The sequence below is a fragment of the Pantoea sp. X-Soil-ISGK-259 genome, assembly GCF_059730705.1.
On the sequence record NZ_AP035986.1, the window covers coordinates 832,415 to 844,346 of the forward strand.

The 11,932-nt window shown below is 57.6% G+C and carries 13 protein-coding genes and 1 tRNA gene; 8 read left to right on the top strand and 6 right to left on the bottom strand.

Features of this window, described 5'->3' with window-relative positions; genetic code table 11:
* Positions 1-30: 30 nt before the first annotated feature.
* On the top strand, positions 31-768 hold the full coding sequence (locus tag AC6I77_RS03705) for a class I SAM-dependent methyltransferase (protein WP_003852547.1): 738 nt from the start codon (positions 31-33) through the stop codon (positions 766-768).
* Here the strand turns inward: AC6I77_RS03705 and rnhA are convergent.
* Positions 750-1,217 carry a ribonuclease HI gene (gene rnhA / locus AC6I77_RS03710; RefSeq protein ID WP_003852549.1) on the bottom strand — a complete coding sequence of 156 codons (468 nt, stop codon included), beginning with the start codon at positions 1,215-1,217 and terminating at the stop codon, positions 750-752. The genes AC6I77_RS03705 and rnhA overlap by 19 nt on opposite strands.
* Positions 1,218-1,268: 51 nt before the next feature.
* On the opposite strand from rnhA, the gene dnaQ reads away from it, so the two are divergent.
* Both dnaQ and AC6I77_RS03720 read left to right on the top strand, forming a co-directional pair.
* The gene (dnaQ, locus tag AC6I77_RS03715; RefSeq protein WP_140916036.1) at positions 1,269-2,000 is read left to right on the top strand and encodes a DNA polymerase III subunit epsilon; all 732 of its coding nucleotides are present in this window, start codon (positions 1,269-1,271) and stop codon (positions 1,998-2,000) included.
* Between the two features lie 134 nt (positions 2,001-2,134).
* A tRNA-Asp gene (locus tag AC6I77_RS03720) sits at positions 2,135-2,211 on the top strand.
* Positions 2,212-2,260: 49 nt separating this feature from the next.
* On the opposite strand, the gene AC6I77_RS03725 is transcribed toward AC6I77_RS03720, so the two are convergent.
* Positions 2,261-3,769, bottom strand: a complete 1,509-nt coding sequence (locus tag AC6I77_RS03725) for an NCS1 family nucleobase:cation symporter-1 (protein ID WP_003852551.1) — start codon at positions 3,767-3,769, stop codon at positions 2,261-2,263.
* 143 nt (positions 3,770-3,912) lie between these two features.
* On the opposite strand from AC6I77_RS03725, the gene AC6I77_RS03730 reads away from it, so the two are divergent.
* Genes AC6I77_RS03730 through puuE form a run of 3 tightly spaced genes read left to right on the top strand, consistent with a single transcriptional unit; the run spans position 3,913 to position 6,349 of the window.
* Positions 3,913-4,635, top strand: coding sequence for a GntR family transcriptional regulator (locus tag AC6I77_RS03730; protein ID WP_039658997.1), 723 nt, complete (start codon positions 3,913-3,915; stop codon positions 4,633-4,635).
* Positions 4,632-5,363, top strand: coding sequence for an allantoin racemase (gene hpxA / locus AC6I77_RS03735; protein WP_003852554.1), 732 nt, complete (start codon positions 4,632-4,634; stop codon positions 5,361-5,363). The genes AC6I77_RS03730 and hpxA overlap by 4 nt, the downstream gene beginning before the upstream one ends.
* A 32-nt stretch (positions 5,364-5,395) precedes the next feature.
* Positions 5,396-6,349, top strand: a complete 954-nt coding sequence (puuE, locus tag AC6I77_RS03740; protein WP_039658999.1) for an allantoinase PuuE — start codon at positions 5,396-5,398, stop codon at positions 6,347-6,349.
* Positions 6,350-6,399: 50 nt separating this feature from the next.
* Here puuE and hpxZ read toward each other — a convergent pair whose 3' ends face one another.
* The 4 genes from hpxZ to AC6I77_RS03760 are packed head-to-tail and all read right to left on the bottom strand — an operon-like array spanning position 6,400 to position 9,955.
* Positions 6,400-6,780 carry an oxalurate catabolism protein HpxZ gene (gene hpxZ, locus AC6I77_RS03745; RefSeq protein ID WP_003852558.1) on the bottom strand — a complete coding sequence of 127 codons (381 nt, stop codon included), beginning with the start codon at positions 6,778-6,780 and terminating at the stop codon, positions 6,400-6,402.
* Entirely contained in the window at positions 6,780-8,177 is a 1,398-nt protein-coding gene (locus AC6I77_RS03750; RefSeq protein ID WP_003852560.1) for an AtzE family amidohydrolase, read from the bottom strand. Before AC6I77_RS03750 ends, hpxZ begins: the two co-directional genes overlap by 1 nt.
* Positions 8,174-8,356 carry an oxalurate catabolism protein HpxX gene (hpxX, locus tag AC6I77_RS03755; protein WP_003852562.1) on the bottom strand — a complete coding sequence of 61 codons (183 nt, stop codon included), beginning with the start codon at positions 8,354-8,356 and terminating at the stop codon, positions 8,174-8,176. The genes AC6I77_RS03750 and hpxX overlap by 4 nt, the downstream gene beginning before the upstream one ends.
* A 12-nt stretch (positions 8,357-8,368) precedes the next feature.
* On the bottom strand, positions 8,369-9,955 hold the full coding sequence (locus AC6I77_RS03760; protein ID WP_003852564.1) for a gamma-glutamyltransferase family protein: 1,587 nt from the start codon (positions 9,953-9,955) through the stop codon (positions 8,369-8,371).
* Positions 9,956-10,106: 151 nt separating this feature from the next.
* Between AC6I77_RS03760 and hpxU the strand changes: the two genes are divergently transcribed.
* The gene (hpxU, locus tag AC6I77_RS03765) at positions 10,107-10,946 is read left to right on the top strand and encodes a MurR/RpiR family transcriptional regulator HpxU (RefSeq protein WP_078804136.1); all 840 of its coding nucleotides are present in this window, start codon (positions 10,107-10,109) and stop codon (positions 10,944-10,946) included.
* 191 nt (positions 10,947-11,137) lie between these two features.
* Complete coding sequence (locus AC6I77_RS03770) at positions 11,138-11,923, top strand: transporter substrate-binding domain-containing protein (protein WP_283544106.1); 786 nt, start codon at positions 11,138-11,140, stop codon at positions 11,921-11,923.
* Positions 11,924-11,932 lie beyond the last annotated feature (9 nt).

Here is an 11,932-nt window from a genome sequence, read left to right on the forward strand (position 1 = left end):
CAGGTCGTAGTAAAAGGAAGAGCGTAAAGCATGAAGCCCGCTAAATCACGCCAGATTCTGAACGCTCCGCTGTCATGGCGCGATATGCCGTGGGGAGAGTATTTCCGCGACGCGTTAACGCAGCAGCTTCAGCCTTACCTCGGAAAGCTATATGGCTTTCATATGCTTAAGCTTGGCAATCTCAGCGCAGAAATCAACACAGAAAATTGTGCTATTTCACATCAGGTCAATGTGGGCAGTAAAGGTGAGCAGTTGCAGGTGCTGGCCGACCCGATGCAGTTGCCGTTTGAGTCGAAGTCGGTGGATGCCTGTCTGATGGCCCATACGCTCGCCTGGAGCCAGGATCCTCATCGGGTATTGCGCGAAGTGGACAGGGTGTTAATCGATGATGGCTGGATGATCATCAGCGGTTTTAATCCCTTCAGCCTGCTTGGCGTGAGCAAAATGGTGCCGGGATTAACTCGCAAGGCGCCGTGGAGCGGACGGATGTTCAGCCAGATGCGGTTGCTCGACTGGCTGGGGCTGCTGAATTATGAAGTGGTTTATCGCACCCGGTTTCAGGTGCTGCCGTGGCATCGACAGGGCGGGAAACTGATCAGCGCCCACTTACCGGCGCTGGGCTGCCTGAATATTGTGGTGGCACGTAAACGCACCTTCCCGCTGCTGCCGACACGGGCAAAGAAGAGCCTGAGTACCAGCAAGATCCGCCAGACGGTCAACGCGACGCGTCAGTTCCGCAAGGCAGAGGATCAGGACTCGGCTTTATAACCGATATCTTCAAAGGCAGGGTTTTCAGCTGCAGTGCGGGCCAGCACGTCGCAGCGTTCATTTTCCGGATGTCCGGCATGCCCTTTAACCCACTCCCACTGAATTTTGTGGGTGCTGAGTGCTAAGTCGAGACGCTGCCAGAGATCGACATTCTTTACTGGCTTTTTATCGGCGGTTTTCCAGCCACGCTTTTTCCAGTTATGAATCCAGCTGGTGATTCCCTGGCGCACATACTGACTGTCGGTGCTGAGCACCACATCGCAGGGTTGAGTCAGCGCTTCAAGCGAAACAATCGCCGCCATCAACTCCATCCGGTTATTGGTGGTAAGGTGATAGCCCGCGCTGAACGTCTTTTCATGCTGACCGTAGCGTAAAATCGCACCATAACCGCCGGGGCCGGGATTTCCGAGGCAGGATCCATCGGTGAATATTTCTACCTGTTTGCGCATCTCTGGTAGACTTCCTCTCAAAAACGCTAAGTCTGACATAAAACGGGTCTTATGAGCACTGCAAATAACCGCCAGATCGTTCTCGATACTGAAACCACCGGCATGAACTTGATCGGGGTACATTATGAGGGGCACCGCATCATTGAGATTGGTGCGGTGGAGGTGATTAACCGTCGCCTGACCGGCAACAATTTTCATATGTATCTCAAGCCCGATCGGCTGGTCGATCCTGAAGCCTTTGGTGTCCACGGGATTGCAGATGAATTTCTTGCCGACAAGCCCGCGTTCAGCGAAATCGCAGATGAGTTTCTCGACTACATTCGCGGTGCTGAATTAGTCATTCACAACGCACCGTTTGATATCGGCTTTATGGACTACGAGTTCTCAAAGCTGAACCGTGGCATTGAGAAAACCGAAACCTTCTGCAAAATTACCGATAGTCTGGCGCTGGCGCGTCGTATGTTTCCCGGCAAGCGTAACAGCCTTGATGCGCTCTGCTCGCGTTATGAAATAGACAACACCAAGCGTACTCTGCACGGCGCACTGCTTGATGCCGAGATTCTGGCGGAAGTCTTCCTGACCATGACCGGTGGTCAGACGTCACTCTCGTTCTTATCGGAAAGTGAAAGTGCCCGTGAGGCGCAGGGAGAGAGCATTCAGCGCATCGTCCGTCCCGCCTCTGCACTGCGCGTGGTCACGGCCAGCGAAGAGGAAGTGGTTGCCCATGAGTCCCGTCTGGATCTGGTGATGAAAAAGGGTGGCAGCTGTCTGTGGCGTGGCTGAATGGCCTGTTTTTGTGGATAAAATCAACGCCAAGCTGAAAAAAACAGCAAACGATTTATTCACCTGGAAAAAGCGTTGACGCCGTAACAACCTGCCATTACTATGCGCCTCGTTCTCGACGGGGAACAAAGCGCGGAGCGGTAGTTCAGTTGGTTAGAATACCTGCCTGTCACGCAGGGGGTCGCGGGTTCGAGCCCCGTCCGTTCCGCCAATCTCTTTAAAAAAGCCGATTCAGAAATGAATCGGCTTTTTGCTGTCTGCTATTCAGCGACGGCTTGATTCTTCTGCGCCACTACCTCGCCATGCGCGCGGGTCACATCTTCAGCTTCACGATCTTCACGGGCGATAAAGCGATAGCAGCCCGCCGCCAGACCAGCACCAATGAACCAGCTGAAGTTCGCCACCTGATGCAGGGAAGGGATAAAACTAATCACCAGGCAAATCGCTACCGACGGCAGCAGCGCGCCAATTGCTTTGGGGTTAAAGCCACCGCGATACCAGTAACGACCAGATGGCGTGTCATTAAACAGATCGTCGACTGAGATACGGCCACGCTTAATCAGATAGAAATCGGTTAACAGAATCCCGAACAGCGGCCCGATAAAGGATCCAAGCACATCCAGGGTGTAGTGAATCAGCTCAGGCGACTGGAACAGGTTCCACGGCGTTAACAGCACTGAACCAACGGCGGCGATCATCCCACCGGTGCGGAAGCTGATTTTCTGTGGGGAACAGTTCGAGAAGTCAAACGCGGGTGAAACGAAGTTCGCCACGATGTTGATGCCGATGGTGGCGGTAATCATGGTCAGCAGGCCAATCGCGACCGCCAGATCGTTGCCGACCATGCTTACGGTTTCGATAGGATCGGTGATCATTTTGCCAAACAGCGACTGGGTGCCCGAGACAATCACCACCGTCACCACTGAGAACAGCAGGAAGTTAAACGGCAGGCCCCAGCGGTTGCCGCGACGAATCTCGGACATATTCTTGCCGTAGCGTGAAAAGTCACCGAAGTTTAACAGCGGCCCGGAGAAGTAAGAGACCACCAGCGCCGTGGCCGTAATCATCTGCCAGGTCTGTTCGCCTGCGGTCAGCGATTTGCTGGCGAGGGTAAAGGAGATGCCATCGAAACCGGTCTTGTATACAATCCAGCCCGCCAGTGCCACCATCACCACATAGACCGCCGGTCCAGCGACATCAATAAACCGCTTAATGGCGTTCATGCCGTGCCAGAACACCATCGCCTGCAGTAACCACATAATGCCGAAACAGCACCAGCCCAGCAGCGACAGGCCCAGCCAGTGTGGCACGGTCATTGATGTCAGCGACGGCGCAAACTTCAGCAGCACCAGCATCAGGGCATTCGCCGCCAGATAGGTCTGAATGCCATACCAGGCGAACGCGATCAGCCCGCGAATCACCGCCGGAATATTGGCACCAAACACGCCAAACGCCTGACGGCAGATCACCGCATAAGGGACACCCGCCATCTGGCTCGGTTTCGCCACCAGGTTGGCACAGATTTGCACGATGCAAATCCCGGCCAGCAGGCAGAGCAGCACCTGCCAGCTGGCTAATCCCAGCGTGAAGAAACTGGCGGCTACCACATAGCCGCCCATGCTGTGCACATCGGACATCCAGAAAGAGAAGATGTTGTACCACGACCAGTTCTGATTGCGAGTCGGTGCCAGGTCTTCGTTACAAAGCCGTGGGCTGTAACGGGCACTGGCTTCAGAGGCCGCGCTGGCCACCGTTGATTGTTTTGGCATGAAACCTGCTCCTGTACCTGAAAGTGGAATGAATAATCTGGTAAGACGGTATTGCAGGATTCAGGCCAGATCTGTTTTCTTGTATACAATATTTATTTTTCACGTATACGATAGTGGCACACAGCGAGCGACCGGAGCAGGTAATGACGAGTAAAACAGGCCAGCGAGACGCCACTCATCTGCAGGACAAAGATGAAGGGATTTACCAGGCGTTGATGAACGCTATTGTTGAGCACCAGCTGCCGCCAGGCAGTAAATTGCCGGAAGAGGCACTTTCCGGGGTCTTTGGGGTGAGTCGCACCGGCATCCGCAAAGTGCTGCAGCGCCTCGCGGCGGTGCAGATGGTCACCCTGACGCCCAAACGTGGTGCGCAGGTGGCGACACCCGGCGTTGAAGAGGCACGTGACATCTTCTCAACCCGCAGTTTAATGGAGTGCGCCAATCTGCCTGCGGTACTGGCGCATCTGCAGCCTCCGCATCTGGCGGCACTGGAGCAGCTCATTGCACAGGAAAACCAGGCGCACGCCGATCATGATGGTCCGGCAGCCATCCGGCTTTCCGCCGCGTTTCATATTCAGCTACAGGCGATCTCCGGTAATCAGGTGCTCACCGGCATGGTGACCAGCCTGACTCAGCGCTCCTCACTGGTAATTGCCGCCTGGGGCGCGCCCTGGCAGCGCGGCTGTCGCTGTGACGATCACGCAAATCTTCTGGCGTTACTGCGCGCTCGTGCGCTGGAACCGCTGACTCTCGCGCTTCAGCATCACTTTGAGCACATCGTTTCCAGCCTGCACTTTGAGCGCAGCGGAGAAACCCTGCCCGATTTCTCCCGACTGTTTGCCTCAGTCTCTGGAGTCGCTTCATGAGTCTGATTCAGGTCATTAATCCCAACACCAGTCTGGCGATGACCGAAACTATCGCTCAGGCCGCGCGTGCGGTCGCCGCGCCGGGCACCGAAATTCTGGCGGTTTCGCCGTCGCAGGGTGTGCCCTCCATTGAAGGGCACTTCGATGAGGCGATCGCCGCCATCGGCGTGCTGGAGCAGATCAAGCTGGGCAGGGAGCAGGGTGTCAGCGGACATGTCATTGCCTGCTTCGGCGATCCGGGTTTACTGGCCGCACGCGAGCTGGCCAGCGGGCCGGTAATCGGCATTGCGGAGGCGGCGATGCATACCGCCACGCTGCTGGCGACACGCTTCTCCATTGTCACCACGCTGCCGCGCACGCTGGTGATTGCGCGTCATCTGTTGCAGCAGTATGGCTTTACCCATCACTGTGCCGCGCTGCATGCCATCGATCTGCCGGTACTGGCGCTGGAGGATGGCAGCGGTCTGGCGCAGGAAAAAGTGCGGCAGCGCTGTATTCAGGCGAAACGGGAAGATGGCAGCGGGGCGATTGTGCTGGGTTGTGGCGGAATGGCGACGCTGGCGGCTTCGCTGACCCAGGAGCTGGGCCTGCCGGTGATTGATGGCGTCAGCGCAGCGGTGAAAATGGTCGAGTCGCTGGTGGCGCTTGGTTTTGGCACCAGCAAACATGGCGATCTGGCCTGGCCTTTGCAGAAACCTCTCTCAGGTGCGTTTCAACATCTAAACTAACGGAACTTTCCCGAATCAAAACAGGTGGAGTAATGACTGACGCTGCAGAGAAGAAAGAGTACAGCTTTAACAAAAACTATCCGCGCGATTTAATCGGTTATGGCGCCAATCCGCCGCACGCCGCCTGGCCCAATAACGCCCGTGTGGCAGTGCAGTTTGTCCTGAATTACGAAGAGGGTGCAGAAAACAGTGTGCTGCATGGCGATGCGGGCTCAGAGCAGTTCCTCTCCGACATCATCGGTGCAGCCAGCTATACCGATCGTCACATGTCGATGGAGTCGCTGTATGAGTACGGCTCCCGCGCCGGCTTCTGGCGCATCCACAATGAATTTCAGAAACGTGGTCTGCCGCTAACCGTTTTTGGTGTGGCGATGGCGCTGGCGCGTCATCCGGAAATTGTCGAGGCGATTAAACAGGCGGACTACGATGTGGTCAGCCACGGCTGGCGCTGGATCCACTATCAGGGCATGGATGCAAAAACTGAACGTCAGCATATGCAGCAGGCGGTGGATGTGCTGGTGGATCTGTTTGGGAAAGCGCCAACAGGCTGGTACACCGGGCGCGACAGCCCGAACACCCGTCGGCTGGTGGTGGAGCAGGGTGGGTTCAGCTACGACAGTGACTACTACGGCGATGATCTGCCGTTCTGGACGCAGGTTACCTGCCAGGATGGCACGGTAAAACCGCACCTGGTTATTCCTTACACCCTTGAGTGCAACGATATGCGCTTTGCCTCGCCGCAGGGGTTTAACACCGCCGAACAGTTCTTCACCTATCTGCGCGACACCTTTGATGTGCTGTATGAAGAGGGAGAGACGGCACCGAAGATGATGTCGGTCGGCATGCATTGCCGCCTGCTGGGTCGCCCTGGCAAATTCCGCGCGTTGCAGAACTTCCTCGATCACATCCAGCAGCACGACGACGTCTGGATCTGTACCCGCCAGCAGATTGCTGACCACTGGATCGCAACTCACCCGGCACCTTAAGCCAGTTCCGGCGCTTGCCCCGTTCTGAACGGGAGCAGCGCCGGATGCCGTCAGCTCATCAGACTGACCTGCGCCGCCACGATGCACCAGCCGTGGGGCATTCGTACCCAGGTCTGCTGCTGACGGCCAATCTTATCGCTGCCAGGGCGGGTAAATTCGGTGCTGCAGACCGCATAATCCTCGCCAAAAGTCGTAATCACGGTGTTCCGTAGCGTCCTGTTCAGACCGGCTGAAGGACGCGCGGCACGGAAGGCCCGAATTTCATCAATGCCATACAGATTCTCTCCCGCCCCGAGACGCACGGTTCGCGGGTCATGCCAGAACAGCGCATCCAGTTCTTCCACGTCATTGCTGACCAGCGCCTGCTCGTAGCGATAAAACTGCGCCGTTACCTCGGTGAGCACCTGCGGTAAATTAATCTCTCTGTTCATCAGGCTCCTGCCATATTCATTTGCGGCATCGTAATGCCCTGTTGTTCCAGTGCCCAGGCGGCGCGTAGTACTGCCTCTTCATTAAACGGACGGGCGATAAGCTGTAATCCAATCGGCAGGCCACTTCGGGTCGCCAGCGGCACGGTACAGACCGGCAATCCCAGGAAGGAGATCGGCTGCGTCAGCATTCCCATGCTCGCCTTGGCGGGCAGCGACTCACCCTGAATCGTCAGAGTTTGCTGACCGATAGTAATCGCGCTGCAGGGCGTCGCTGGGGCGATCAGCACATCGAACCGATCAAACAGCGGTAACACCTGCTGCTGAAAATGGCGACGGAAACGCTGTGCCTGCACATACCAGGCACCAGGCATCATGGTACCGGCCAGCAGACGCTCACGTGAGTTCGGTTCAAACTGCTCCGGCATCTGGCGCAGGGCAGGCAAATAGTGATTGCCGCCCTCGGCAGCGGTCATGATAAACGCCGCCGAGCGGGCCAGCTCCGCCTCCGGCATCAGCACCTCTTCCTGAGCCTCAAGCGCGGCTGCAACTGCCGCGACGGCCGCGCGGGCATCCTCATCGCACCAGCGGGCAAAAAAACCACCCAGTACGCCACAGCGCAATCCTTCGCTGCCCTGTGACAGCCCTGGCAGCGTCTCGGCCAGTGGACGGTCAGCCTGAAACGCGTCAGCGTGGTCTGCACCCTGCAACAGGTCATACACCAGTGCCAGGTCCTCAACCCGGCGCGCCAGTGGGCCGATGTGATCAAGGCTGGCGACAAACGGATGGCTGCCGCTGCGTGACAGACGACCAAAAGTTGGCTTAAGACCAAAAATACCGCACAGCGAGGCGGGCACCCGAATCGAGCCGTTGGTGTCGGTGCCCAGTGAAAAGTGGACCAGCCCGGCGGCCACGGCGGCGGCTGAACCGCCTGAAGAGCCGCCCGCCACGCGGCTCAGATCGCGCGGATTGTGCGTCGCACCATAGTGGCTGTTTTCGGTGGTAAAACCATAGGCATAAGCATCCATGTTCAGCATGCCCGACAGCAGCGCGCCTGCGTGACGCAGTTTCTCCACGGCAAACGCATCTGCCTGGGCCGCAGGGCGATCGCGGAACAGGCTGGCACCGGCCAGTGTGCTGTGACCCGCCACATCAAACAGGTTTTTCACCGCATACGGGATGCCCGCCAGCGGTGGCAGGGTTTCGCCGCGCTGCCGCTGCGCATCAATCGCGCTGGCCTCTTTTAACATGCGCGGCCCGGTCACTTCCGTCCAGGCATTCAGCGCCGGATTATGCTGCTCAACGGCCTGCAGCGTGCTCTTCGCTACCTCCACCGCGCTGATCTCACCCTGCTGGATCGCCCGTTGCAGGCTCTGAATCGAAACATCACCTAATCTCATGCCTGGTATACTCCTGCCACTTCCAGCCGATCGTCCAGCGGAAACGCCATCAGCGGTGCCGCCATCTCCGCGATACGCGACAGCTGGATCAGCAGTTCAGCGCGGCGGGCGTCATCCAGTTCCAGTTGCAGTATCTGCTCCATATGGCCGATGTAGCTGGCCCAGTCGTGTTGATTCATGATTCGCTCCTGTTAAAAACCGGCAGCGCTGCCGTTACTGCGCGGATCGCTTGCGCCCTCAAACATGCCGTTGCTGTGACGCACGATGGCGCCCGCATGGCCCACGGATTCGCTGAAGTCCGGCAGCAGCTCCACCTCATGTCCCCACAGACGCAGCATTAATACCGTTTCGTCGTCAAAGCGGCCTTCCAGTTTTAATGAGTCTGATGATTGCCCCCAGGTCCGGCCCAGCAGCCAGCGCGGCGCACTGACCGCCTGCTGTAACGGCAGGCCCTGAATGACATGGCGGGTAAAAATCGCCGCCTGGGTCTGCGGCTGACCATCTCCGCCCATGGCGCCATACACCATTGTCCGGCCATCTTTCAGGCGTGCAGCGGCGGGATTCAGGGTATGAAACGGCTGCTTGCCGGGCGCAAGGGCGAGTAAATGGTCAGGATCCAGGCTAAACGCCGCGCCACGGTTCTGCCAGGTAATACCGGTGCCGGGCAGCACCACACCACTGCCAAACTCGTGATAGATGCTTTGAATAAAGGAGACCGCCAGACCGCTGCTGTCCATCACGCCCATCCAGACGGTATCGCCCGGGCCGCGTCCGCTCCCCCAGGCTGCCGCCTCACCATCGGTGATCTGGCTGGCGAGTGTGGCAAGGTGATCGCTATCCAGCAGCGCCTGCAGATCTTCGGTAACGTGACGCGGATCGGTGATGTGTTTGTCCCGCAGCGCAAAGGCTTTCTTGGTGGCTTCAACGATGCGGTGCACCGTCTGCGCGTCATCAGCCTCCGCCATCGCCAGCCAGTCGGTGATGCCGAGGATGGCCAGCGACACCATGCCCTGCGTCGGCGGGGCGATATTCCAGATGTCGCCTTCACTGTGTGCGAGGTGCAGTGGCGTTGTGCGGCGGGCGCGATGCTGCTGCAGATCGTTCAGCGTCACCGGCATGCCCAGTGTCGCCATCTCGTCGGCCAGATGATGAGCCAGCGGGCCGCGATAAAAACTGTCGAGTCCCTCTTCGGTGAGCTGACTCAGGGTGTTCGCCAGTGCGGGCTGGGTAAAACGGCTGCCGGGCTGCGGCACCTCGCCGTCAGGCATAAACGTGGCGCTGAAGCCGGGCTGATGCTGCAACTCACTGCGAAACGTCGCGGTGGCGGCGCTCTGTGAAGCGGTCACCGGAATGCCGTCGGCGGCGTAGCGAATGGCATCACGCAGCAGACGAGCCAGCGGCAGCGGCGGGGTGCCCATCTCCTTAGAGAGCATCAGTGCCTCCTGCCAGCCACTGACTGTACCGGCTACGGTCAGCGCCGCTTTCGGTCCGCGATGTGGAATTTTCGGGTGATCGGCGTAAAAATCGCGGTGAGCCAGTGAACCTGCTGCGCCGCTGGCGTCGATAGCGACAGGATCACCACCGGGCGGCAGAATCAGCCAGAAACCGTCGCCGCCCAGTCCATTCATGTGTGGATAGACCACCGCGATAGTTGCGGCGGCGGCCACCATCGCTTCAATGGCATTACCGCCATCACGCAGTACCGCGAGTGCGCTTTCACTCGCCAGATGGTGCGGCGTCACCGCCATCCCCTGCGGGGCCATATTGCTTTGAATCATCGTTTTCTCATTCTTCGGGTGACAGTACGCATAACAAAGCAAGAGCTGTTCCAGTTTTCACCCTGCGATGACAATGCGCCGGTTAACCTGGCGTAAATTGTGCTAGGTTTTGCTAAACAAAAGTGCTGAAACAAAAGTTACAGGACGCCTTATGCAACAGCTTGATGAACGACTCAGAAGTCACTATCCCCAGCTCTCGCCACAGGAACAGCGCATTGCTGACTTCGTGTTTGACCATTTCGATGACCTGATCAGCTACAACAGCGCCGAGCTGGCGCGGCTCAGTGGTGTGTCGAAAGCCACGGTCAGCAGGCTGTTTAAGCGTCTGGGCTACGAGAAATACAAAGATATGCGTGATGAGTTACGCATCCTGCGTCAGAGCGGCATGCCGCTGACAGATAATCGTGATGCCGTGCAGGGCAATACCTTGCTGGCACGCCACTATAAGCAGGAAATGGCGAATCTGACGCAGTGGGTTAACAGCCTGGATGCACAGCACTTTAACGAGGTTATTCAGCAGCTGTCGCAGGCAAAACGCGTCTTTATCATCGGTATGCGCAATGCCTACCCGGTGGCGCTGCACCTGCGCCAGCAACTGGTACAGGCGCGTTCTCAGGTGCATATTCTGCCGCAGCCGGGCCAGACGCTGGCTGAGGAGCTGGTGGATATCACACCGGACGACATGGTCATCGTGATGGCCTTTCGTCGTCGTCCACGCATCATTCGCCCGCTGATGCAGCAGTTGCAGGCAGCCGGTATCCCGCTGCTGGCGCTGTGTGAGCCACAGGCGCAGACGGTGATTACCCTGGCGCGGTGGCAACTCTGTACGCCGCTGGACAGCGTCTCCGCCTTCGACAGTTACAGTGCCGCCATGAGTCTGGTTAACCTGATTGCTAATGCCCTGCTGCATGAAATGCTGGCTCAGGGACGTCAGCGGATACATCAGATCGCTGACCTGTATCAGCAGTTTGACGAACTGGAGCACCGTTAACAGGCACCGTTTTGGTGCTTTGCCCCATTTCAGAACACATCTTTCCCGGCGTAATCGTCCCGATTACGTCCAGTTTCAACGGAACTCTCTGCCCTCTAACCCTTTTTTAATTGCCACCCGCATTGGCACATTAGTTGCAGAATGCATCCCAAAGAATCTTTTGTTTCACGTTAATCTCACCGGGGTGCATAATGAAAAAAGTTTTAATGGCGGTAGCAGCTGCAGCATTACTGATGGCTCAGGCGGGAAGTGCGCTGGCCGATCAACTGCAGGACATCCAGAAGCGCGGTGTCATCCGCGTCGCTGTGCCGCAGGATTTCCCACCCTTTGGCTCGGTCGGCACTGACCTTCAGCCGCAGGGGTATGACATCGACACGGCGAAATATCTGGCAAAGCAGATGAAACTTAAGTTGCAGCTGGTGCCGGTCAGCAGTGCCAACCGCGTGCCTTATCTGCAAACTGACAAAGTCGATCTGGTTATCTCCAGCATGGGTAAAAATGCCGAGCGTGAGAAAGTGATCGACTTTACCCGTGCCTATGCGCCGTTCTTCCTGGGCGTATTTGGTCCGAAAGGTGATGAGATCAAAGCGGCGTCGGCGCTGAGCGGCAAGTCGATTGGCGTCACGCGCGGTGCGGTAGAAGACATGGTGCTCAGCGACGTTGCGCCGAAAGATGCGCAGATAAAACGCTATGAAGATAACAACACCACGTTGTCTGCCTATCTCTCCGGTCAGGTGCAATATGTCGCCACCGGTAACCTGGTGGTCGCCGCGATTGCACGCCAGAATCCGGCTAAAGCGCCTGTCGCGCAGTTTATGCTGAAAGATTCACCCTGCTTTATCGGCCTGAAGAAAGATGAGCCTGCGCTGAAAGCGAAAGTCAATGCGCTGATTGAGCAGGGCATCAAAGATGGCACTCTGAATAAACTGTCAGAAGAGTGGCTCAAAGCGCCGCTGCCCGCCAACCTCGGCGTCTGAGGACGGATT

Excerpts from the sequence above, each read along its gene's own strand:
- AC6I77_RS03705 (WP_003852547.1), top strand. The coding sequence starts at position 31 with ATGAAGCCCGCTAAATCACGCCAGATTCTGAACGCTCCGCTGTCATGG.
- rnhA (WP_003852549.1), bottom strand. The coding sequence starts at position 1,217 with ATGCGCAAACAGGTAGAAATATTCACCGATGGATCCTGCCTCGGAAAT.
- dnaQ (WP_140916036.1), top strand. The coding sequence starts at position 1,269 with ATGAGCACTGCAAATAACCGCCAGATCGTTCTCGATACTGAAACCACC.
- AC6I77_RS03725 (WP_003852551.1), bottom strand. The coding sequence starts at position 3,769 with ATGCCAAAACAATCAACGGTGGCCAGCGCGGCCTCTGAAGCCAGTGCC.
- AC6I77_RS03730 (WP_039658997.1), top strand. The coding sequence starts at position 3,913 with ATGACGAGTAAAACAGGCCAGCGAGACGCCACTCATCTGCAGGACAAA.
- hpxA (WP_003852554.1), top strand. The coding sequence starts at position 4,632 with ATGAGTCTGATTCAGGTCATTAATCCCAACACCAGTCTGGCGATGACC.
- puuE (WP_039658999.1), top strand. The coding sequence starts at position 5,396 with ATGACTGACGCTGCAGAGAAGAAAGAGTACAGCTTTAACAAAAACTAT.
- hpxZ (WP_003852558.1), bottom strand. The coding sequence starts at position 6,780 with ATGAACAGAGAGATTAATTTACCGCAGGTGCTCACCGAGGTAACGGCG.
- AC6I77_RS03750 (WP_003852560.1), bottom strand. The coding sequence starts at position 8,177 with ATGAGATTAGGTGATGTTTCGATTCAGAGCCTGCAACGGGCGATCCAG.
- hpxX (WP_003852562.1), bottom strand. The coding sequence starts at position 8,356 with ATGAATCAACACGACTGGGCCAGCTACATCGGCCATATGGAGCAGATA.
- AC6I77_RS03760 (WP_003852564.1), bottom strand. The coding sequence starts at position 9,955 with ATGATTCAAAGCAATATGGCCCCGCAGGGGATGGCGGTGACGCCGCAC.
- hpxU (WP_078804136.1), top strand. The coding sequence starts at position 10,107 with ATGCAACAGCTTGATGAACGACTCAGAAGTCACTATCCCCAGCTCTCG.
- AC6I77_RS03770 (WP_283544106.1), top strand. The coding sequence starts at position 11,138 with ATGAAAAAAGTTTTAATGGCGGTAGCAGCTGCAGCATTACTGATGGCT.